The organism is Sinorhizobium sp. P24N7 (assembly GCF_042436655.1).
Classification (GTDB): domain Bacteria; phylum Pseudomonadota; class Alphaproteobacteria; order Rhizobiales; family Rhizobiaceae; genus Sinorhizobium; species Sinorhizobium meliloti_A.
The window spans coordinates 11918-33278 of record NZ_JBHMIW010000029.1 but is presented as its reverse complement, the minus strand read 5'-3'; the positions used below and the strand labels follow the sequence as shown (position 1 = coordinate 33278).

The 21361-nt window shown below is 62.5% G+C and carries 18 protein-coding genes; 11 read left to right on the top strand and 7 right to left on the bottom strand.

The annotated features are described in order from the left end of the window. The 6 genes from ACFHWW_RS32845 to ACFHWW_RS32820 form a co-directional block, all read right to left on the bottom strand. Positions 1-891, bottom strand: coding sequence for a branched-chain amino acid ABC transporter permease (locus ACFHWW_RS32845; protein WP_379943496.1), 891 nt, complete (start codon positions 889-891; stop codon positions 1-3). 3 nt (positions 892-894) lie between these two features. After that, a complete protein-coding gene (locus ACFHWW_RS32840) occupies positions 895-1602 on the bottom strand; it encodes an ABC transporter ATP-binding protein (RefSeq protein ID WP_379943494.1) in 708 nt (235 codons plus the stop codon). Continuing rightward, positions 1595-2329, bottom strand: a complete 735-nt coding sequence (locus ACFHWW_RS32835; protein ID WP_100671952.1) for an ABC transporter ATP-binding protein — start codon at positions 2327-2329, stop codon at positions 1595-1597. The genes ACFHWW_RS32840 and ACFHWW_RS32835 overlap by 8 nt, the downstream gene beginning before the upstream one ends. Before the next feature lie 51 nt (positions 2330-2380). Then, positions 2381-3553 carry an ABC transporter substrate-binding protein gene (locus ACFHWW_RS32830; protein WP_379943492.1) on the bottom strand — a complete coding sequence of 391 codons (1173 nt, stop codon included), beginning with the start codon at positions 3551-3553 and terminating at the stop codon, positions 2381-2383. Positions 3554-3673: 120 nt separating this feature from the next. Continuing rightward, a complete protein-coding gene (locus ACFHWW_RS32825; RefSeq protein ID WP_379943490.1) occupies positions 3674-4324 on the bottom strand; it encodes an isochorismatase family cysteine hydrolase in 651 nt (216 codons plus the stop codon). Beyond that, complete coding sequence (locus ACFHWW_RS32820; protein WP_379943488.1) at positions 4314-5129, bottom strand: N-formylglutamate amidohydrolase; 816 nt, start codon at positions 5127-5129, stop codon at positions 4314-4316. The genes ACFHWW_RS32825 and ACFHWW_RS32820 overlap by 11 nt, the downstream gene beginning before the upstream one ends. A gap of 148 nt (positions 5130-5277) precedes the next feature. Here ACFHWW_RS32820 and ACFHWW_RS32815 point away from each other — a divergent pair, with 148 nt between their 5' ends. The 11 genes from ACFHWW_RS32815 (at position 5278) to ACFHWW_RS32765 (ending at position 18337) form a co-directional block, all read left to right on the top strand. Continuing rightward, entirely contained in the window at positions 5278-6180 is a 903-nt protein-coding gene (locus ACFHWW_RS32815) for a MurR/RpiR family transcriptional regulator (protein WP_275597457.1), read from the top strand. After that, positions 6170-7483 carry a glutamine synthetase family protein gene (locus tag ACFHWW_RS32810; protein WP_379943486.1) on the top strand — a complete coding sequence of 438 codons (1314 nt, stop codon included), beginning with the start codon at positions 6170-6172 and terminating at the stop codon, positions 7481-7483. Before ACFHWW_RS32815 ends, ACFHWW_RS32810 begins: the two co-directional genes overlap by 11 nt. Before the next feature lie 135 nt (positions 7484-7618). Beyond that, the gene (locus ACFHWW_RS32805) at positions 7619-8086 is read left to right on the top strand and encodes a group III truncated hemoglobin (protein ID WP_379943484.1); all 468 of its coding nucleotides are present in this window, start codon (positions 7619-7621) and stop codon (positions 8084-8086) included. 424 nt (positions 8087-8510) lie between these two features. Further along, the gene (locus ACFHWW_RS32800) at positions 8511-9416 is read left to right on the top strand and encodes a LysR family transcriptional regulator (protein ID WP_100671947.1); all 906 of its coding nucleotides are present in this window, start codon (positions 8511-8513) and stop codon (positions 9414-9416) included. 179 nt (positions 9417-9595) lie between these two features. Next, the gene (locus tag ACFHWW_RS32795) at positions 9596-10540 is read left to right on the top strand and encodes an ABC transporter permease (RefSeq protein ID WP_379943482.1); all 945 of its coding nucleotides are present in this window, start codon (positions 9596-9598) and stop codon (positions 10538-10540) included. After that, the gene (locus ACFHWW_RS32790) at positions 10537-11355 is read left to right on the top strand and encodes an ABC transporter permease (RefSeq protein WP_275597461.1); all 819 of its coding nucleotides are present in this window, start codon (positions 10537-10539) and stop codon (positions 11353-11355) included. Before ACFHWW_RS32795 ends, ACFHWW_RS32790 begins: the two co-directional genes overlap by 4 nt. Then, positions 11352-12980 carry an ABC transporter ATP-binding protein gene (locus ACFHWW_RS32785; RefSeq protein WP_100671944.1) on the top strand — a complete coding sequence of 543 codons (1629 nt, stop codon included), beginning with the start codon at positions 11352-11354 and terminating at the stop codon, positions 12978-12980. The genes ACFHWW_RS32790 and ACFHWW_RS32785 overlap by 4 nt, the downstream gene beginning before the upstream one ends. A 1-nt stretch (position 12981) precedes the next feature. Further along, positions 12982-13845 carry a serine hydrolase gene (locus ACFHWW_RS32780; protein WP_379943479.1) on the top strand — a complete coding sequence of 288 codons (864 nt, stop codon included), beginning with the start codon at positions 12982-12984 and terminating at the stop codon, positions 13843-13845. A 23-nt stretch (positions 13846-13868) separates the two neighbouring features. Then, positions 13869-15413, top strand: coding sequence for an ABC transporter substrate-binding protein (locus ACFHWW_RS32775; RefSeq protein ID WP_100671943.1), 1545 nt, complete (start codon positions 13869-13871; stop codon positions 15411-15413). A gap of 163 nt (positions 15414-15576) precedes the next feature. Beyond that, positions 15577-17037 carry a M20 family metallopeptidase gene (locus tag ACFHWW_RS32770; protein WP_100671942.1) on the top strand — a complete coding sequence of 487 codons (1461 nt, stop codon included), beginning with the start codon at positions 15577-15579 and terminating at the stop codon, positions 17035-17037. Positions 17038-17296: 259 nt separating this feature from the next. Continuing rightward, positions 17297-18337: an NAD(P)-dependent alcohol dehydrogenase gene (locus ACFHWW_RS32765; protein WP_100671941.1), complete on the top strand. Its 1041-nt coding sequence runs from the start codon at positions 17297-17299 to the stop codon at positions 18335-18337. 415 nt (positions 18338-18752) lie between these two features. Here ACFHWW_RS32765 and ACFHWW_RS32760 read toward each other — a convergent pair whose 3' ends face one another. Next, complete coding sequence (locus tag ACFHWW_RS32760; protein WP_379943477.1) at positions 18753-21314, bottom strand: FAD-dependent oxidoreductase; 2562 nt, start codon at positions 21312-21314, stop codon at positions 18753-18755. Positions 21315-21361: the final 47 nt, after the last annotated feature.

The window sequence follows — 21361 nt, the reverse complement described above, 5'->3', positions numbered from 1 at the left end:
TCAGGTCCGCTGTCCGCTCGCCGGCCCCCTGACGAGGCCGTCGGGGCGCCAGAGCAGGATCAGGATGACGAGGCTGAAGGTGAAGGCGTCGCGGAATTTCAGCAGGTCCTGCGACAGGGTGTAGTTGAGCGTGGTGTCGATGAGCGCGAGCAGGAAACCTCCGACAACGGCGCCGGGCAGGCTCCGCATGCCGCCGATGACCGTGGCGATGAAGGCGACGAGCAGCGGCTCCAGGCCGATGCCCGGAACGACGGTGCCGATGCGGCCGATCCAGAGAATGCCGACGACGCCGGCGAGGAAGCCAGAAAGGGCGAAGGCGGACGAGATGATGAGGTTCGCCGGCACCCCCAGCATGCGCGCCATGGTGAAGTTCGTCGCCGCTGCGCGCATCGCGATGCCGAGCGTCGTCCTGCGCATCAGGAAGGCGACGCCGGCGAGCAGCGCGATGGAGGCGGCGATGGTGATGAGGTTGCGGACCGGGGTGATCGCACCGGCGATCGAGACGGTCTGCGAGAAGATGTCCGGCAGCGGCACGTTGCGTGGTCGCGGTGAGATGAACAGCAGCGCCGCGTTCTGCAGCAGGTTGGAGAAGGCGAAGGAGGTGATCAGCACCGCCGTCACCGATTTGGCCCGCACCGGACGGAAGGCGGCGTAGTCGGTGATGATGCCGAAGAGGATCGCCATACCGACGGCGAGCACCGCCATGACGAGCCAGGGCAGGCCCGAGCCGCTGGCGAGAAACATCGTATAGCCGGCCACCATGATGAGTTCGCCATAGGCGAAGTTCACGAGGCGAAGGATGCCGTAGATGATGACGAGGCCGAGTGCCATGAGCGCATAGGCGCCGCCGAGGCTCAGGACGTCGATGACGAACTGGATCGCGAAAGCCATGGATCAGCCTCCCAGATAATGCGCGCTGAGGTCGCTGGTCGAGCGGATTTCCTCGGCCGTGCCGGATGCGACGATGGCGCCGAGGCGCATGACGAAGGCGCGGTCGGCGACGGCAAGCGCCTGGTTCACGTTCTGCTCGACGAGCAGGATGGTGAGGCCGGATTTCTTCAGTGCCTCGATCATCTCGAAGATGCGTTCGACGATGGCCGGCGCAAGGCCGAGCGAGGGTTCGTCCAGAAGAAGCACCCGTGGCCTTGCCATAAGCGCGCGGGCGATGACGAGCATCTGTTGCTCGCCGCCGGAGAGCGTGCCGGCCGCCTGTTTCGAGCGCTCGGCAAGGCGCGGGAAGAGCGTGTTCAGCTTCTCGAGGTTGTCGCGGTTGCCAGCTTGGTCGCGGCGATGGATATAGGCGCCGAGCATCAGGTTTTCGGCGACCGTCAGGTCCGGGAAGACGTCGCGGGTTTCCGGCACGGTGGCAAGGCCCGCGCGCACGACCTGTTCGGGGCTCGCCGCGGTGATGTCCTTGCCTTCGAGCGTGATGGTGCCGCCGGAGGCTTTCAGCGCGCCGGCGATGCACTTGATGGTCGAGGATTTGCCGGCACCATTGGCGCCGAGCAGGCTCACCAGCTCGCCCTTTCCAAGGGTGAAGCTGATGCTGCGCACAGCGCGGATCGCACCGTAGCTGACGGAAAGGTCGGTGACGTCAAGCATGGGCCGCCCCCTTTCCGAGATAGGCTTCGATAACGGCCGGGTGGCTGCGGACGTGGGCGGCGTCGCCCTCCGCAATCGTGCGGCCGGAGGCGAGCACATGCAGCCTGTGGCAGAGGCGCATGATGAGACCCATGTCGTGGTCGATGATGAGAAGGCCGAGGCCGCGTTTCTCGGGCAGTTCGGCCAGCGTGTGCAGCAGGGTTTCCGTCTCGGCATCGTTCATGCCGGCGGCGGGCTCGTCGAGCAGCAGAAAGCGCGGTTCGGCGGCGAGCGCCCGGGCGATTTCGACGCGGCGCTTGTCGCCATAGCTGAGGCTTTCGCCAAGCTCGTCCGCCTTCGCCGTCAGGCCGAGTTCGGCCAGCAGGTCCTTCGCGCGTTCAGCCGACACAGCGCGGGAGGCGCCCTTTGCCAGCGCCGCCGCCTCGACATTCTCCAGGACGGTCATCGAGTTGAAAATGCGCACGATCTGAAAGGAGCGGCTTACGCCCGCAAGCGCGATCTCGCGCGGCGAGAGACCCGACAGGGTGATGTCGCCGGCGGCGATCGTGCCGGTCGCCAGCTTCACCTGGCCGGTGATGGCATTGATGAGCGTCGTCTTGCCGGAGCCGTTCGGCCCGATGAGGCCGACGACCTCGCCGGCGGAGACCGAGAGTGAGACATGGTCGAGTGCGCGCAGGCCGGTGAATTCCACCGACACGTCGTTTACCGCGAGACGCGTTTCAGACATGGCTTTTCCGAGGTGATGGGGCCGGCCTTGCGGCCGGCCCGAATTGACCGATCAGGGCTTGGGCAGGGATTCCGGCTGACGCCATCCAACGAAGCTCGGCTTGCCGCCCTTGAGCTCGATCAAGGCCGCTGCCTTGTTCGGCACATGGCCTTCCTCGTTCGTGCCGTAGTCGAGATCGCCGGTCAGCAGCTTGAACTGGCCATCTTCAAGTGCCTTGGCGAGCGCTGCGCCTTCGGTCGTTCCGGCCGCCTTGACCGCCTCGGCGAGCAGCATGATCGTATCCCAGCCCGTCGAGACGAAGGACGTGTCGGGCGCCTTGCCGAACATCTCCTTGTAGAGTTCGATGAACTTCGGCATATCCGGATGCGCCTCCGGGCCCATCCAGGTATGCGTGACGAAATAGACGTCATTGCCGAATTTTTCGCCGAGCGCCTCGTGCATGGCCGGGTCGTCATAGGCGTCGCCACCGAGAACCGGCGCATCGTAGCCGACTTCGCGTAACGCGCGGATGATCACACCGATGTCCGTGCCGTAGGAGGAGACGAAGATCACGTCCGGCTTCTTGCCGAGTGCCTGGAGACGGGCGAGCTGGGCGGAAAAATTATTGTCGCCGTTCGTGTAGGTGTCTTCGAGCAGAATCTCGCCGCCATCGGCCTTGAATTGCTCCACGAAATATTTCGAGAGCGATTTGGTATAGGCGATGAACTGGTCGGTGACGACATAGGCCGTCTTCCAGCCCTTTTCCTTGACGGCGAAATCGGCGGCCGTCGCACCCATCGTGGTATTCCACATGGAGAGCGTGAACTGCTTGTCGCCGAGCGACCAGGAGGAATAGAGCGGGTCGGAGGCGCAGGTCGAGATGCCGACGAGGCCCGCCGACTGCGCCTCACGGCTCGCGGGCGAACCGAAGTCGAAATCGCACGGTGCGACGATGATCTCGGCGCCCTTGTCGATCAGTTCGACCGCGACGTTGCCGACCGTCACCGGATCCGACTTGCCGTCGATATTGACGAATTCGACCTGCTTCCCCAGCAAGCCGCCATTGTCGTTGAGATACTTCACCGCGACCTTCGCGCCGTTGTAGCCGGGCGTGTCGAGGGGAGCCTGAATGCCCGTCATCGAGAGTGCGCCGCCGATCAGGATCTTGTCGTCGTCGGCAATGGCTGTGGAAGAGGCAAGCGCGAAGCTTGCCGCTGCCAGAAACAGTCTGGAAGTCTTGATCATGGTCGTTCCCCTTATTGATGCCATTCGGCGGTGGTCGTTGTGCGGCCTGGTCTTTTGACCTTCTTGTGCGGACCGCCCTCGTATGCTCCCTATTTGCCTCCCGTCGGCCGTTCGGGCAGGTTACTGCCCGATTTCCTTCAAAAGATCGTCGGTCGATATCTGGCGGCAATAGCCCTTGATTGCGCTCAGCGAGGTGTAGTGGCGTTCCTCCGAATAGGTGCCGCAGGCATCCGGTACGAGCGTCACCAGATAGTTGAGGTCGCAGGCGTCGCGCACTGCCGATTCCACGCATTGGTCGGTCAGGAGGCCGCACAGCACGATTTGCCTCACCCCGAGATTACGCAGCACATAGTCGATATGGGTGGAGACGAAGACACTGGAGGAACTCTTCGGGAAGACGATCTCGTCCTCCAGCGGTTCGAGCTCGTCGATTACCTTACCATCCCAGGAGCCTTTCGGCACGTTGAAGCCGGTGATCTTGTAGTCGAGGCTGCGGTCGCGGCCGTCCTTCGTCAGGCTCTCGATCATCGTGTGCAGCACCTCGATGCCGGCCTTGCGGAAACCGGCGAGCAGGCGCTGCATGTTCGGTATCGCCACCTCGCGGATACGGTTGAAGTAGTAGCCGTACTTGCCGGCAATATCCGCATCGGAGACATCCTTGAACTCGCCCCCATCGCGGCTGACGGAAAAGTTCTGCACGTCGATGAACAGGATGGCGGAAGCGGCCGGGTCGAGCGGCACGTCGCGGGTGGTCGGATGGTCAGCGGCCATCATTGGTTCCTTCGATGCTTTCTGCCGCAAGCCGGAGGGGGCCGGCCAGCCGGTCCGCCCATTCCTGTTGTCCGCGGGCGTCGTTGATGAGGTCGTTGCGCACTTCGAGAAGCACATGCGGAATGCCGCGCCGCTCGCCGTGCACGGGGATCGTGTAATCGGAGAGATCGTCGACGTGGTACGGCTCGTTGAGCCTGACGGTAACGTCCGGATTGGCGGCGCGGAAGACTTCGGCCAGCCGTTCGGCGAAACGGGCGTCGCGATTGTAGAGAAGGCCGAGTTCGAAATCCCGCACGGCGCCGGTCGCGCGCATGACGGGCGTGAAGCTATGTACCGAGACGAGGAAGAGCGGCTTGCCGGCCGCCTGTCGCCGGTCGAGCGCGACGGCGATCGCCTCGTGCAGCGGCTGATGGATTTCCACGTAGCGGCCGCGACGTTCGCGATCGGACAGGTCGGCGTTGACCGGAACGACGGTCCCGTCGCTCTCCGCCACGAAGCAGTCCGTCGCTTCCAAGGGGCGATTGCAGTCGATGACGAGCCGGCTATAGCGCTGCAGGACGAGTGCTGCATCGAGGCGTTCGGAAATGCCGCGCGCAACACCCTCGGCGCCGACGTCGTAGGCGATGTGACGGTCCATTTCCTCGGGTGCAATGCCGAGATCGCCAAGCGCTGCAGGCAGCGCGCGGCCCGCATGTTCGCAGGTCAAGAAGATCGCCGATCGGCCGGGGGGATTGATCCATTCTACGGGATCCGGGTCACCCGCCTGCAGCAATCTGGTCGTGTCGCGATCTGCGAGCCTGAGCATGAGATGAGATCCGTCGTGCGGGCCGGCGGCGCGGCCTTCAATGGCGAACAGTCAAAGAAATTTTTCAATCATAGTCAATCTGATTTTTCTGTTTGACTAATTTTTTTCAGGGCGCGAATATTCGTTCCAACCAAGGGAAGACACACCGATGAGCGATGGGAAATCGTCGACGACGATCCGCACGAGGATCCGCGAGGCCGCCGGGCAGCTGACGGCCAGTGAGCGAAAGATCGCCAACGCCATTCTCGCCGATTACCCCTTTACCGGCCTGGAAAGCATTCAGGAACTGGCGGCCAAGACTGGCGTCAGCGCGCCCTCCATCACCCGTTTCGTCAGTAAGATCGGCTGCGGCGGTTTCCAGGACCTGCAACGGCAATTGATCGCCGAGCTGAAGGAGGGCCGGCGCTCGCCCCTCGACCTGAAATCCAGCCAGAGGCCGGTCGGCCATTCGGAGTTCCTGTCGGAATATGTGGCGCGTGTCTCGGCCGTCATGGGGGAAATGACGGGAATGGTTTCGCAGGCACAGTTCGACATTCTGGCCGAGCTTCTCGCCGACCCGTCGCGCAACATCTTCCTGCTCGGGGGGCGTGTCAGCAACAGCATCGCTTCCTTCCTGTCGATCCACCTCCGGCAGATCCGCAGCGGCATCTACCACATGGCCGACAACCCGGAATTCTGGCCGGAGCATGTGCTGCGCATGCGCCGGAAGGATGTCGTGCTGCTGATCGATTTCCGGCGTTACCAGCTTAGCCTCGCACGCCTTGCCGAGAACATCGCCCAGAAGCGTGGCGCGACCATCGTCGTCGTCACCGACAAGTGGATGTCGCCGGCTGCCCGCAACGCCGATCACATCGTCGCTCTGCCGATCGACGCCGGCACGGCCTGGGACACGGTTTCTGCTGCCATGGCGCTCGTCGAGGCACTCATCGTGCGCGTCTCGGAGACCGATTGGGAGGCGACGCAGAAGCGCATCAAGGATTGGGACGGCATCCGCTTTGCGATGCCGGGCTACGATCAGGACAGGATCAACGGGGACGCAGATGAAACGTGAGGAAATGATGGTCGCCTGCTGCGGCGATCTCTCGGGCAAGGTGCGCGGCAAGGCCTTTCCGCTGGCGCAGATGGAAAAGCGCTTGCAGCGGGGCGTCGGCTGGACGCCGACCAATGTACAGATCACCTGCTTCGACGCGATCGCCGAAAGCCCCTTCGGCTCGCTCGGCGACCTCGTGCTCATTCCCGATCCGTCGACCTGCGTCAGCTTCGAAAGCGAAGAAGGGGCGCCGAAGGAGAACTTTGTTCTCGGTAACATTCGCTATACCGACGGCCGCCCCTGGGAATTCTGCACGCGCTCTATTCTCGAGGCCGCCCTTGAGCGATTGCAGAGCGTGGCGGGTGTCACGCTTTACGGTGCCTTCGAGCATGAATTCCAGCTCAAGCACCGCGTTGGCGAAATCGGCAAGGCCTTCACGCTCGGAGGGTTCCAGGAGGAACGGCATTTCTGCGAGGCGATCATCGCGGCAATGCGCGAGGCTGGTGTGACGCCCGATACGATCCTGAAGGAGTTCGGCGCCGGTCAGTTCGAGGTGACGATGGGTCCCCAGAGGGGCGTCACCATCGCCGACCATTCGCTGATTACCCGCGAACTTGTCGGCCTCGTCGCGCGCGAGCTTTCTTATGAGCCGACCTTCACGCCGATCCGCGATCCGGCCGGGGTCGGCAACGGCGTGCATGTCCACTTGAGCATGCTGGATTCGGCGGGTGCCCCGGTCACTTACGATCCGAACGGCAAACATGAGCTTTCCGAAGTTGCGGGAAAATTCGTCGCCGGCATTCTGAAATATCTCGACTCGATCATTGCGATCACGGCGCCGAGCGTGGTCTCCTACCTGCGTCTCACACCGCATCGCTGGAGCGCAGCCTTCAACAATCTCGGTTTTCGGGATCGCGAGGCATCGGTGCGCATCTGCCCGGTTTCCGACATCAGCGATATCGCCCGCGCCGCCCAGTTCAACTTCGAGTTTCGTGCGGCCGATGCGACCGCCAATCCGCATCTTGCCCTCGCGGCAATCGTCCATGCCGGGGTACAGGGCATCGAGGAGGGGCTCGCGGTGCCGGAGGCGACGCAGGAAGATCTTTCGCTCCTGAGCGCGGAGGCCCTTGCCGCCCGCGGCTACGTCCGCCTGCCGCAGACACTCGAAGCGGCCCTCCAGCGCTTCAAGGGCAATGCGACCGTGTGCAGCTGGTTCCCCGAAGGCTTTGCCGACGTCTACGTCAAGCATAAGGAGGGCGAGATCGCCTATCTGGCGGACAAGACGCAGACGGAGATTTGTGCGGCCTACGACAGCGTCTATTGACGGCAACTGCCGCCGCTGCCGTTTACGGCCTGATCCTTGTCGGGCAGATTGCCGCATTCTGCAGTTCGGCTTTGGGCGCGACGTCCGCAATCCCTATATAGTGGGCAGCAGATGCGACCGAACCGGGCGGATGGTATGAGCGACGAATTGCAGGGCCACGCTGTGCAAAGCCCCGCTATGCGCGAAAGCGCAAAAGCGGAGATGAAAGCACTCGGGATCGATGAAGCGTTCATCGGTAGGCTGGTCGACACGTTTTATGCGCGTGTGCTCGCGCATCCGGAGCTTGGGCCGGTATTCGACGCAAGGCTTTCGGGACGCTGGCCGGAGCACATGGAGAAGATGAAAAGCTTCTGGTCCGCCGTTGCCTTCCGCAGCGGCGCTTACGGGGGAAAGCCGGTGCAGGCGCATCTCGGCGTCGCCAATATGTCTCCGGAACTCTTTCCGAAATGGCTGGGGCTCTTTGCTGGGACGCTGGACGACATTGCACCGAATGAGGAAGCGAAGGCCTGGTTCATGGCCACAGCAGAGCGCATCGCGCGTAGCCTGACGCTCTCGCTCTTCTACAATCCGGCGCTCGACGACCCGACACTCAAGCGCTCCTGAAGTTGGCCTTGGCGAGAGGTGTGCCGCTAGGCGAAATTTGATCAACCGACTTGGATGCGCGCGGCCGATGCTCAAGACCCGTGCCTACCGGCAGGGCGTCGTCATCGTGGTCGTGGTGATCTTCGACCAATGGCGCCGTCGCAGCATGACCCGCGTTTGAGGTCCATGAAGAGCAAGCCTCGAACCCGGCGCTGCAATAGAGCGGAGGCGGGAAAGGGTGCGCGGTTTTCCGTCGGGAAGTGCGTAGATTCAAAACGACAGAGCGTTTCAGCCTTTAAATGACACACTGAAACGCTCTATCTGGCGGTCACCTATTGCTTTGTCGGCGGCGAAGAGCTTCCTCTGTCGAAGATACCGCCGGCCTTCCAGCAGGGCATTTCCGGCTGGCCGGGACGAACATGCCGCCATCGAAGGTGTTGACCCCATGAACATCAAGCAACTGGAAGTCCTGCGGACACTCCTTGCAACCGGATCGACCATCGCGACCGCGAAGGCCATGGGTCTCAGCCAGTCGGGAGTGAGCCGCATGCTGCAGCAGCTTGAAAGCGATCTGGCTATCACGCTTTTCGCCCGCGACAAGGGCCGGTTGATTCCGACTCCGGAGGCGACGGTTCTTGGGCGTGATGCGCAAAACGTCCTGCTGGCCATCGAGCGCATGTCCGGCCATGCGGAGGACCTTCGCAACGGCTCCTCCGGGCCGGAGATCGTCCGCATCGGGCTGCCGAGCAGCATGTGGGAAAATTTCGCACCCGCCATGTTGATCGATTATGTCAGGGATTTTCCAGGCGTTCGCATCGAAACGTTCTTCGAGACGACCACGGCGATCACCAAACTGGTCGAGGAACGCGTGATCGACCTCGGTTTTTTACGTATCGAAGGCGAAACGGGGCCGGGCATTGCGATCGACAAGGTTGCGACCGGTGAAAGCGTCTGCGTCGTTCCGAAAGATCACTCGCTTGCCGAACTGCCCGAGATCACCATCAAGCATCTGAGAAACGTGCCGCTGATCCTGATCGGTCGGCAACGGCCGAACCGCATGGCGCTCGACCAGGCCTTTCAGCGGGCGGGGGTAAAGCAGATGGTCAAGATCGAAACCCACACCAACAGTTCTGCGTGTTCCTATGTCGCGCATGGACTGGGCGTGTCGATCATCAGCAGCTTCTATGCGAATCTCTACCGTCACCTGCCCGTCGTATACCGGCCGTTCGTGCCTCGCGCGACACAGGAATTCGGATTGGTGCGTGCCGCCGGAGTTCCGCTCTCCATCGCCGCCCAGGCGCTCAGCGACGCCCTGAAGAAGCAGATCCGGCTTTCGCAAGAAGATCAATAAAAGCAAAACATTGGCTCTTTTCAAGCCCTCAGTTCCATTGCTCCGCAATCTTCCAAAGCCCGCATAAGGCTATGACGAATATGCATAATATTGCGCGGCATTCCTCATTCCCGCATAGTCTGGGCCGAAGAAACCGATGATGGCTCGATTTCAACTCGACCATCAATCGTGGGGAACCGATGCTACGCTTTATCCTGAGCCGTCTGATGATGGCGATTCCGACGATCGTGCTTGTCGCCGTGGCGGTCTTTGCACTGATCCGCTTCATTCCCGGTGACCCCGCCGCGTTGATGCTGGGGGACATGGCTCAGCCCGATCAGATCGCAGCAATGCGCGTGGAGCTCGGTCTCGACAAGTCCATGCCCCAGCAATTCCTGATCTGGGCCGGCGATGTGCTGCGAGGCGATTTCGGCCGCTCGATCGTCAATGACGAGGCCGTGCTGCCGCTGGTCGTTTCGCGCTTTCTGGTGAGTGCGGAGATCGTTGTCGTCGCCGTGCTTCTGGCAAGCATGATTGCCGTACCGGCCGGCGTAATTGCCGCGTGGCGTCAGAACAGCCTGACGGACCTGGCTCTGGTTGGAACGGCAACGGTTCTTCTGTCCATCCCGACCTTCTGGCTCGGCTTGCTACTGCTGTTGCTTTTCGGGCTTGAACTCGGCTGGCTGCCTGTTCTGGGCTATGTCTCGATCGGCGACAATCTGACCGCCGGTCTGCTCTATCTCGTCCTGCCCGTCGTGACGCTGGTCATCCATGAAGCGGGAGTGCTGATCCGCATGGCGCGTGCCTCAACGTTGGAAGTGCTGCGTCTCGATTACATTACCCACGCCCGTGCGAAAGGGCTGTCGGAAAGCGCCGTGCTCTGGCGCCATGCGTTCAAGAACGCCTTCGGTCCGACCTGGACGATGATCGGTCTCATCCTGGGCAATCTGCTGGGCGGCATTGCCGTCATCGAGACGGTGTTCACCATTCCGGGGCTCGGTCGACTGATGGTGGACAGCATTTTCGCGCGCGACTACTCGGTCATCCAGGGATGCCTTCTGTTCGTTTCGCTCTCCTATGTGCTGGTCAACCTCGTCGTCGACCTTCTCTACCCTCTCTTCGATCCGCGTGTTGTCGCCGAATGAAAAAGTTCACCCTCAACGGACTGATCGGCGGCATTCTGATCGCCATCCTGATCGTCACCGCTGCCGTCGGTCTCTTCTGGACACCGTTCGACCCTATGAAACTCTCCTTCACCGCGCGGCTTGCAGCTCCCGGCAGCGCGCATCTGCTCGGCACCGACGAATTCGGCCGGGACGTCTTGAGCCGCCTGATGGTCGGCGCCCGAGCCAGCGTCTGGATCGGCGCGCTCACCGTCGGCTTTGCCACTATCTGCGGGACGCTCATAGGCCTCATCAGCGGTTATGCGCGCGGCTGGGTGGACGGCATCATCATGGCTGTCAACAACGCGCTTCTCGCTTTTCCCGGCATATTGCTGGCGCTCGGGCTGCTCGCCGTCTTCGGCGCCAACCAGTACGGCATCATTTTCGCGCTCGGCATCGCCTATACGCCTTCCATGGCGCGCGTCGTGCGCGGCGCCGTGCTTTCGCTGAGGGAGCGGGAGTTCATCGAGGCCTCGCGCGTGATGGGCAATGGCGAACTTTATACGATGTTGCGCCATATCCTGCCGAACTGCGTGGCGCCGATCACGGTTCTCGCCACCTCCATGTTCGGCTGGGCCATCCTGTCGGAAAGCGCGCTCTCGTTTCTGGGCCTCGGCGTGCCGCCGCCGGCGCCGACCTGGGGCAACATGCTGGCGGCCGGGCGGCCATTCCTCCAGCAGGCCGCATGGCTCGGATTGTTCCCCGGCCTGTGCATCGCGCTGACGCTGCTTGGCATCAATCTTCTGGGCGACGCGCTCCGCGACCGGCTCGACCCGCGCATGAGGGGCCTGAAATGACGATGGACAAGCTTCTCACCGTCTGCGGCCTTTCGCTTGAAGTCGCAAGAACCGGCCATCAGGTCGTCAAGTCGGTCTCCTTCGACCTCGCGCCGGGCGAGATCTTCGGCATCGTCGGCGAAAGCGGCTCCGGCAAGACGCTGGCGACCCGAGCGCTGATCTCGCTGCTGCCGCCGACCGTCAACGTCGCCGGCGGGTCGGTGTCCTACAGGGGCCGCGACGTGCTGAAGATGAAGGAAAATGAGCTTCGCCATCTGCGCGGCGCAGAGATCGGCGTCGTCTTCCAGGAGCCGATGACCTCGCTCAACCCGTCGATGACGATCGGTCGGCAGCTGGAGGAAGGCCTCATCCTGCACACCAAGGCTTCGGCGCAGGAGCGACGCTCCCTCATCCTCGACATGTTGAAGCGGGTCGGAATCCGCGATCCGGAGGGGGCGCTTGCCTCCTATCCGCACGAGTTTTCGGGCGGCATGCGCCAGCGCATCATGCTCGCCTCCGTCATGCTCTTGAAGCCGTCGCTGCTGATTGCCGATGAGCCGACCACTGCACTCGATGCCGTCATCCAGCGCGACGTGATGGAACTGATGGTGGAACTGACGCGGGCGGAAGGTACGGCCGTTTTGCTGATCAGCCACGATCTTCCGATGGTGGCGCGCTACACGAGCCGTATCGTCGTGATGGAAAAGGGCTCGATCGTGGAACAGGGCCGGACCGAGGACCTGCTCACGGCACCGCAGCACCCCTACACAAAGAAGCTCCTCTCCTCGCTGCCCTTCCGCGGCCGGCCGCGCCAGATCGACATGACGAGGGTGCCCATGATCTCGGCCCGCGATATCATCGTGGACTATGCAGGCCGAAAGTCGCTGTTCAGGAAGAACAGGCCGAAGCGCGCGCTGCATGGCGTCAGCATCGACATTCACGAGGGCGAGGTCGTGGCACTCGTCGGCGGTTCCGGTTCCGGCAAGACGACGCTCGGCCGAACCATTGCCGGTCTCGTCACGGAAAGCGAGGGCCGCATCCAGTTCCAGGGACGGCCGCGCACCGAAAACTGGACCGATTATCGGCTCAACTGCCAGATGGTGTTCCAGGATCCCTATTCATCGCTCGATCCGCGCATGACCATCGACGCGCTGGTCGAGGAGGCGCTGAGGCTGGTCCCGGGCCTCGATGGCAAGGCCAAGCGCAAGCGTACCCTGGAAACGCTGGAGGAAGTCGGCCTCGGGGTCGACTATGCCGGCCGCTATGCGCACGAACTCTCCGGAGGTCAGCGCCAACGCGTCGCCATTGCGCGTGCGATCGCGCGGCGCCCGCGCTTCCTGATCGCGGACGAACCGGTATCCGCGCTCGACGTGACGGTCAGGGCGCAGGTCCTCGATCTCTTCTCGGATCTGCAGAAACGCTACGGCTTTTCCTGCCTATTCATCAGTCACGACCTCGGCGTCGTCGAACAGGTGGCCGACCGCGTCGTCGTCATGCAGGACGGCCGGATCATCGAGGAGGGAGATCGCGACACGATTTTCGACAGTCCGAAGGAAGCCTATACGCGCCGGCTTCTCTCGGCCATTCCCGCCCTCGACCAGAACGAAAAGGGCGGCGTGACACTCAAATGGCGTCTGGAGAATTGATGTGGATAGGCTAACCGATTCTGGCCCGGTGAAGGAAAGGCTTGCGGAGATCTGCGAGGCGCAGCCTTTCGTGACACGCTTCGTTGTGCACAACCTCAGGACCCGAGAGACGATCGAACGCGGGGCCGACGAGGAAACGCCTTCTGCCAGCACGCGCAAGACCTCGATCATGATGGCGGCGCTGAAGGCGGTGCACGAGGGGCGGCTGGATCTCGACGAGCCCATCACTTACGAAGCCCGCTTTGCCGAGGAAGTCGCCAGCGGCATGTTCCGGTATCTGACGCCCGGGATCGTGATTTCGTTGCGCGACGCGATAACCGGTATGATGGTGCTGAGCGACAATGTCTGCACCAAGATGGTGTTCGAGCGTCTGACGCTGGAGGAAGTGGACAGCTACTGCAAATCGATCGGCATGCACGGTACGCATCATCGCTTCCTCATTCCGCCGCTGGCCCTGCCGCCGGACCATTCGCTGACCTCGGTCACGACCACGACAGCCCGCGACCAGGCCTTCCTGTTGCAGACGATCCTGGACGCGCAGACCTCTCCCGACGCGATCGCGAAGCTCGGCACATCGCCGCAGTTGTGCGCCTATGCCCTGCAGACGCTGAAGAACCAGATCCTGCGCTATGCCATTCCGTCGCGCCTGCCGTTCGGCACGGTGGTTGCGCACAAGGGCGGCACGGGCAAGCGCGGCCGCATGAATGCCGGCATCGTCTATCGCGACGGCGCCCCCTTCTACATCATCTCCGCCTATACCGACGAAGTGCCGCAGGTCATGCCGGACGGCACACCGGGTTACACGATGGCGCTCGAGACGATCGGCAGGCTCTCGCGTGCCTGCTGGGACGGATTCCACTCATAACGATCAATAAAGAGGGTAGAACAATGAAAAAGCTTCTTCTTGCGGGCGCCGCACTGCTCGCCACGGCCAATATGGCAGCAGCACGCGACATCACGATCGCGCAGAGCTCCGATCTGCGCAGCAACAATCCGGGCGTCAACCGCGACGGCAATACCGACAGCATAATCCTGCACATCGTCGAAGGCCTCGTCGGCTACAACAATGTCGGCGAAGTGAAGCCGCTCCTAGCCAAGAGCTTCGAAATGTCGGCCGATGGGCTGACCTATACGTTCAAGCTGCGCACCGACGTGAAATTCCACAACGGCAGACCGATGACGGCCGACGACGTGGTGTGGAACTGGACGCGCTACCTCAAGCCCGAGACGAAGTGGACCTGCCTGAAAGATTTCGCAGAAGGCGGGGCCGCGCCTGTCGCCGGCGTCAAGGCCACAGATGCGGCAACCGTCGAGATCACGCTCGCAAAGCCGTCGGCCGTTTTCCTTGGCCTGATGTCGCGTCCCGAATGCGGCTTTACCGGCATGATTTCGCCTGAATCGGTCGCTGCCGACGGCAGCTTCGTCCAGCCGATCGGGACCGGCCCCTTCATGTGGGGGGAATGGAAGAAAGGCGAGTACATCCATCTCGAGAAATTCGCGGATTATGTATCGCCGGCAAACGAAGGAAAGCCGGATGGCATGGTCGGTTCGAAGCGGCCCCTTGCAGACGGTGTCAAGTTCATGGTCATTCCGGATGCCTCGACCGTGAAGGCAGGTCTGGAATCCGGTGTGCTCGACACGGCGGAAATCTCGCCGGATCTCATTCCCGAATTCCAGTCGAGCGAAACGATGCAATTGATCGTCGCGCGCAATAACGGCAAGAACCTCTTCTACATTCAGACCCGCGACAAGGTCCTGAGTAATCCGGGCGTGCGCCGCGCCATGGCGATGGCGCTCGATCTGGATCAGCTCGTTGCTGCGGCCTCCAACGGCACGGGCGAGGCGAACGGCTCGATGGTGTCGCAGGACTCGGTCTATTTCAGCGAAACGCAGAAGAAGCGTCTTCCCTATGACATCGAGGCCGCCAAGAAGGAGCTGGCGGATGCGGGCTACAACGGCGAGCCGATCTCGATCATCGCCAACAAGCGCGGCAATGTGCCGAGCTTCCCGGCCGCCGTCATGGCGCAGGCGATGATGCAGCAGGTCGGCCTCAACGTACAGATCGAGGTTCTGGACTACGCAACTCAGGTCGACCGCCGCCGTTCCGGCAATTACCAGGTCATTTCGCAGTCGGTCGCGCCGCGTCTCGACCCCGCCCTGATGTATTCCTTCTACGTTGGCGACAAGGACGAGAACGCTTCCCTGATGTGGGACGATCCGAAGGCTATAGAACTGATGAACGCAGCCTATGCCGAGGCTGATCAGGGCAAGCGCCAGAAGATCTTCGACGAGTTCCACGAGCTCATGCTGAAGGAAATGCCGGGCATCTTCCTTTACGACATGGTCGATGTCTGGGGCGCGACCAGAAAGCTGAAGGGCCAGCCGGTCTGGCAGTCGAACGCCCGCCTTTGGGAGGTGTCGGTCGCCGACTGAACCCCCTGATCGCCTGCGCCGGGCGGCAGAACACCGACCCGGCCAATCCATCACCCATCGGACCGACCCGGCGAAGCGACCTTTGCGTGTCTGAAGAGGCGCGCAGCGCTGCAGGCGCCAGGGCGATCTCCTGCGCCCGCCCTTCGAAATACGAGGACATGTCATGAACCGAGAGGACGTGATCTCGATCGCCACGGCGATCGAATTGATGAAACCGGAGTTTACCCGCTTGAGCGACAGCATCTGGGATTTCGCCGAGCTGAAATTCGAGGAGCAACGCTCGGCCGGGCTGCTTGCCAAGGCTCTCGAAGACAATGATTTTTCCGTTCGGCGCGGCGTGGCGGGCATGGGCACGGCCTTCATCGGCGAGTCCGGCAGCGGCAAGCCGGTGATTGCCTTTCTGGGGGAATTCGATGCACTCGCCAGCATGAGCCAGGCCGCCGGGATCGCCGAGGCGAAGCCGCTTGTCGAAGGCGCCAGTGGCCATGGCTGCGGCCATAACCTGCTCGGCGTCGGTTCGCTGATGGCGGCAATCGCACTCGCCCGGCATCTGAAGGCCCACAATCTGCCCGGGACGGTGCGCTATTACGGCTGTCCCGGCGAGGAGGGCGGCTCCGGGAAGACCTTCATGGTGCGTGCCGGCCTGTTCGACGACGTCGACGCAGCGCTTACCTGGCATCCGGCACCGTTCAACGGAGTGCGCTCCACCAACAATCTTGCCGTTCTCGAATATTTCTACCGCTTCAAGGGCGTGGCCGCGCACGCCGCGAACGCAGCCCATCTCGGCCGTTCGGCACTCGACGCTGTCGAACTCATGAATGTCGGCGTCAACTTTCTGCGCGAGCACATGCCGCCGGATTGCCGGGTGCACTATGCAATCACCGATACCGGGGGCAGGGCGGCGAATGTCGTGCAGGCGAACGCCGAAGTGCTCTACCTGATCCGCGCGCCGGAAATGCCTCAGGCGCTGGATCTCGCCAGCCGCGTCGAGAAGGTGGCGCGTGGCGCAGCCATGATGACCGAGACGGAGGTGGAAATCGTCTTCGATACGGCCTCGACCAACCTCCTGCCCAATATCACGCTCGAGACCGCCATGCATGACAATATGGTGGCGCTCGGCCCGATCGCCTTCGACGAGGCCGACGTCGCATTCGCCCGATCCATTCAGGAGACGTTCTCGCAAGAGGCAATCAAAAGCAGCATCCGCCTCTACCAGATGAAGCGCGACGTCTTCTCCAACGCCAATGTCGATGGATCGTCACCACTGCATCTCGGCCTGCGCGAATTCGAAGGCCATTCACACTTCCGTGCCGGCTCGACCGATGTCGGCGATGTCAGCTGGGTGACGCCGACGGCGCAGTGCTGGGCGCCGGCATGGGCGATCGGCACCAACCCGCATACCTGGCAGGTCGTTGCGCAGGGCAAAAGCCCGATCGCCCACAAGGCCATGGCGCATGCCGCCAAGACGCTCGCCACGACGGGTCTGTCGCTGATGACTTCGCCGGACCTGCTTGCCGCCGCCAGGGCGGAATGGCTGGAGAAGACGGACGGGAAATCCTATGTCTGCCCCATCCCGGCGGATGTCATGCCGGGGTCGCATTTTCATGATCCATCGGTCCGATGATGGTTTCGGTTTCGATCCTTCCGTCAGGGGTCGACCGTCCCCACCACCTCATGAGATGTTCTGCATCGGCAAATAAGCTTCGCCGGGCGTTCTTCTCTTCTTCGAATCGCAAAAACACACTAGCTCTTCTGCCTTGATGCAATTGCTGACGGGAATCGCTGCGCGGGTCTCCTCGAATTGCTGCAGAGGCGGCACGGGCCCAAAAGCCATCTCGATCCAGGGCAGTAAACGGCAACTTATTGTACGAGGAGAACGGGTAGTGGCAAAAGCGCTTGTACTTGAAAAGAAGGGGCAATTGTCGCTGCGCGACATTCCGGTCCGGCGGGATCTGTCGCCCGCCGACGTGCTGATCGGAATCCGCACCGTCGGCGTTTGTGGCTCCGATGTCCACTATTATACCCATGGAAAGATCGGGCCCTTTGTCGTCAACGAACCGATGATACTGGGTCACGAGGCCGCGGGCGTCGTCCTGGAGGTCGGCTCGGAAGTCCGGCATCTGAAGAAGGGTGACCGTGTCTGCATGGAGCCCGGAATTCCGGACCTCTCCTCCCGGTCATCCAAGCTCGGCATCTACAATGTCGATCCGTCCGTACGGTTCTGGGCCACGCCGCCGGTCCATGGATGCCTGACGCCCGAGGTCGTTCATCCGGCGGCCTTCACCTATCGCCTCCCCGACCACGTGTCCTTCGCGGAAGGGGCGATGGTCGAGCCGTTCGCCATCGGCGTGCAGGCCGCCCTTCGCGCGGGCATCAAGCCGGGGGATGTCGGCGTCGTCATGGGGGCCGGCCCGATCGGCATGATGACGGCACTGGCCGCGCTCGCGGGGGGATGCTCCAAAGTCTACGTGGCTGACCTCGCGCAGCCGAAACTGGATGTCATCGGCGCCTATGAAGGTATCGAGACAATCAATGTCCGCCAGCAGGCGGCATCCGAGGCTCTCGCGGAGGCGACGGGCGGCTGGGGGGCGGATGTGGTCTTCGAGTGCTCCGGGGCCGCACCCGCAATCCTTGCTCTTCCGGGTCTTGCGCGTCCTGGCGGAACCGTCGTGCTCGTCGGCATGCCCGTCGACCCCGTCCCCTTCGACATCGTCGGTATGCAGGCCAAGGAACTGCGGATCGAGACGGTGTTCCGCTATGCCAATGTCTACGACCGCGCCATCGAACTGATCGCCTCCGGCAAGGTCGATTTGAAACCGCTGATCTCTGCTACCATTCCGTTCGACGAGAGTATCGCCGCCTTCGACCGCGCCGTCGAGGCGCGCCCCACGGACGTGAAGATACAGATCGAAATGCCGGCGTAAGAGCCCGTGGCGCGGCTCTTCCGAACGCGGGCGACGTGCCGGGGTAAAGCTGATCGGCGTCACAGGTTGACGCTTCCCTCGCATATTCGCAAGCGAAAGTTGTAGGAGCCGCACATCCCCGGTCCCTCATTCCTGTGCTTGTCACAGGAATCCAGCCAGACCAAGTCCTTGGGCTGAAAGAACGCTTCCCGCGCCGCAGACGCGGCGCTGCTTTCATCCCTGTGACGAGCATAGGATGAGGGTGGAGAGATTGCAGTCCTCCGAAAACTCTCCTACAGCGCCGCGCGTCTTATGCTGCATGTTTTCGTCCTTTGATCGACTACGAACAAGGAAACATGCCGACAAACCCGGCCAGAGCTTCCACGTGGTTTCACGCCGGATCGGCCTGAAACCACGGGCAGGTTCTCCGGCCCGGTTACGTCCGCGGCTTCAGGTTCTCCGGGTCGTAGAGCGGCTTGTAGCCGACGCCGGCGACCTCGACCGGGTAGGTCTCGGCAAAATACTCGACATTGAGCTTGCGGCCGACCTGGCAGTAGGACCAGGGCAGATAGGCGAGCGCGATGTTCTTCCCGATCGTCGGGCCGTAGGCGATGGAGGTGATGTAGGAGCGGCGGCCAAGTTCGTCGACCAGCACCTCGCCGGTCTCCGGGTCCATGACCGGCAGGTTGCCGACGGGGTAGCGCTTCACCCCGTTCCTGTCGGTGTTCTCCGTCATGAGGAGCGTGCAGAGCATGGCGGGCTGGTGCTCGCGCGCCTTGTACTCCATATGCTTCGCTTTGCCGCGGAAGTCCGCTTCCTTGACCTTCGGACGGGCAAGGTCCGCCTCGATAAGGTTGTAGTGGGTGAGAAGATCCGCGTTCTGCAGGCGGAGGCTCTTTTCCATCCGACGCGAGTTCGCGTAGGTCTCGACGCCGAAGGCCATGACGCCCGTGGCGCGCAGCGCATCCCATACGGCCAGGCCGTCCTCGTATTTCATGTGCAGTTCCCAGCCCTGCTCGCCGACATAGGAGATGCGGAAGGCGGAGACCGGCCTGCCGGCGATCTCGATCTGCTTGATCGCGGCGAAGGGGAAATTCTCCGGATCGAGGCCGGCCGGTTCCGCCACGACCTTCTTCAGCGTTTCGCGGGCATTCGGGCCCCAGATGCCGATGGTGACGAACTTCTCCGAAACGTCGGTGATGGTGACGTCGAGCCCCCGGTCTTCCGCGACACGGCGCATATAGTGGAAGTCACGCGGGCCGGCATCGGCACCGTTCACGAGGCGGCAGCGGTCGCTCATGCGGAAGACGGTGAAGTCGGCCCGCACCATGCCCTCGTCATCGAGGAAGTGGGTGTAGATGCCCTTGCCGATATTGCCGTCTCCGCCGATCTTGGCGGCGCAAAGCCACTCGAGAAGCTCCACATGGTCCGGCCCTTCGATATCCACCATGTGGAAGTGCGAGAGGTTGACGATGCCGCAATCCTCGCTCATCGCCAGATGCTCGGCGTTGGAAACGCGCCAGAAGTGGCGGTTGTCCCACTCGTTCTCGCGAACCGGAATGCGGTTGCCGTATTTTTCGAGCAGGTGCTCGTTGGCGGCATAGCCGTGCGCGCGCTCCCAGCCGCCGAGTTCCATGAAGTAGCCGCCGAGCTCCTTCTCGCGCTCGTAGAAGGGCGAGCGCTTGACGTTGCGGCCGCTCGCATAGGGCTCGCGCGGATGCACGGCCGGGAAGTAGATCTTCTGCGCCGCCTCGAAGCAGCGGCCTTCGATGAACTTCTCTTCGAGCTGGTGCGGGTAGAAGCGCGCGTAGTCGATCGAGGCGTGGTCGGTATGGGTACGCCCGTCCGTCATCCAGTCGGCGATCAGCTTGCCGTAGGCCGGTCCGTCCTTCACCCAGATGGCGACGCAGTACCAGAGGCCGCGTACCTTCTGGCTCTCGCCGCAGGAGGGGCCGCCGGCGGCCGATACCTGCAGCAGGCCGTTGAAGGAGTGGCCCTCGTTATAGCCGAGCTCGCCGAGGATCGGCGTAAGTTCCATGGCGCGCTCGAGCGGCTCGATGATCTGCTCCATATCGAGGTCGCGCTGCGAAGGCGACAGGCGTGCCTCGTGCTTTTCGAGGATGTCGCGCGGATGGCAGAGGCGCGGATTGTCGGTTTCGTAATAGCCCCATTCGATCTGGCCGCCCTCGGTGGTCCTCGGGTCGCCGGTGTCGCGCATATAGGCCGAGTTGCCCTGATCGCGCAGCAACGGGAAGCCGATTTCCTTGCCGGTGCCTTCGAATTCGTTGTAGGGGCCGAAGAAGGTGAGCGGATGATCGACCGGCATGACAGGCAGGTCCTCGCCGACCATTTCAGCGATCAGGCGACCCCAGATGCCGGCGCAGACGACGACATGGTCGGCCATGATCGTGCCGCGTTGTGTGACGACGCCCTTGATACGGCCGTTTTCGACAAGCAGCGCAGTTGCCGGCGTATTGCCGAATATCTGCAGCTTGCCGGACTTTTCCGCCGCATCGACCAGCTTGCCGGCCACCGTCTGCGAGCGCGGGATGACAAGGCCGGCATCCGGATCGAACATGCCGCCCAGCACCTGATCTTCCTCGATCAGCGGGAACAGCTTCTTGATTTCGGCCGGCGAGACATAATGTGCGCGGGTGCCGAAGGCCTTGGCGGAGGAAAGCTTGCGCTTGATCTCCTCCATCCAGACGTGGTCGCCGGTGCGTGCGACTTCCAGACCACCGATCCGGGCGTAGTGACCCATCTTCTCGAAGAAGTCGATCGAATACTGCGTCGTCCAGACCGAGAGATAGTCGTGGCTTGTGGTGTAGCAGAAGTCGGATGCATGTGCCGTAGAGCCGATATCCGTCGGGATGCCCGACTTGTCGATGCCGACGATATCGTCCCAGCCACGCTCGATGAGGTGGTGGGCGATCGATGCGCCGACGATGCCACCCAGTCCTACGATTACGACCTTCGCCTTTTCCGGAAACTCTGCCATTGATGCGACCCTGGTTTGGTTTTGAAGCCGGATATTAGAGCCTGCCG

Coding starts and splice junctions, on each gene's coding strand:
- ACFHWW_RS32820 (WP_379943488.1), bottom strand. CDS start 5,129: ATGCTCAGGCTCGCAGATCGCGACACGACCAGATTGCTGCAGGCGGGT.
- ACFHWW_RS32790 (WP_275597461.1), top strand. CDS start 10,537: ATGAAAAAGTTCACCCTCAACGGACTGATCGGCGGCATTCTGATCGCC.
- ACFHWW_RS32845 (WP_379943496.1), bottom strand. CDS start 891: ATGGCTTTCGCGATCCAGTTCGTCATCGACGTCCTGAGCCTCGGCGGC.
- ACFHWW_RS32775 (WP_100671943.1), top strand. CDS start 13,869: ATGAAAAAGCTTCTTCTTGCGGGCGCCGCACTGCTCGCCACGGCCAAT.
- ACFHWW_RS32770 (WP_100671942.1), top strand. CDS start 15,577: ATGAACCGAGAGGACGTGATCTCGATCGCCACGGCGATCGAATTGATG.
- ACFHWW_RS32835 (WP_100671952.1), bottom strand. CDS start 2,329: ATGTCTGAAACGCGTCTCGCGGTAAACGACGTGTCGGTGGAATTCACC.
- ACFHWW_RS32760 (WP_379943477.1), bottom strand. CDS start 21,314: ATGGCAGAGTTTCCGGAAAAGGCGAAGGTCGTAATCGTAGGACTGGGT.
- ACFHWW_RS32840 (WP_379943494.1), bottom strand. CDS start 1,602: ATGCTTGACGTCACCGACCTTTCCGTCAGCTACGGTGCGATCCGCGCT.
- ACFHWW_RS32805 (WP_379943484.1), top strand. CDS start 7,619: ATGAGCGACGAATTGCAGGGCCACGCTGTGCAAAGCCCCGCTATGCGC.
- ACFHWW_RS32825 (WP_379943490.1), bottom strand. CDS start 4,324: ATGGCCGCTGACCATCCGACCACCCGCGACGTGCCGCTCGACCCGGCC.
- ACFHWW_RS32830 (WP_379943492.1), bottom strand. CDS start 3,553: ATGATCAAGACTTCCAGACTGTTTCTGGCAGCGGCAAGCTTCGCGCTT.
- ACFHWW_RS32810 (WP_379943486.1), top strand. CDS start 6,170: ATGAAACGTGAGGAAATGATGGTCGCCTGCTGCGGCGATCTCTCGGGC.
- ACFHWW_RS32800 (WP_100671947.1), top strand. CDS start 8,511: ATGAACATCAAGCAACTGGAAGTCCTGCGGACACTCCTTGCAACCGGA.
- ACFHWW_RS32795 (WP_379943482.1), top strand. CDS start 9,596: ATGCTACGCTTTATCCTGAGCCGTCTGATGATGGCGATTCCGACGATC.
- ACFHWW_RS32785 (WP_100671944.1), top strand. CDS start 11,352: ATGACGATGGACAAGCTTCTCACCGTCTGCGGCCTTTCGCTTGAAGTC.
- ACFHWW_RS32815 (WP_275597457.1), top strand. CDS start 5,278: ATGAGCGATGGGAAATCGTCGACGACGATCCGCACGAGGATCCGCGAG.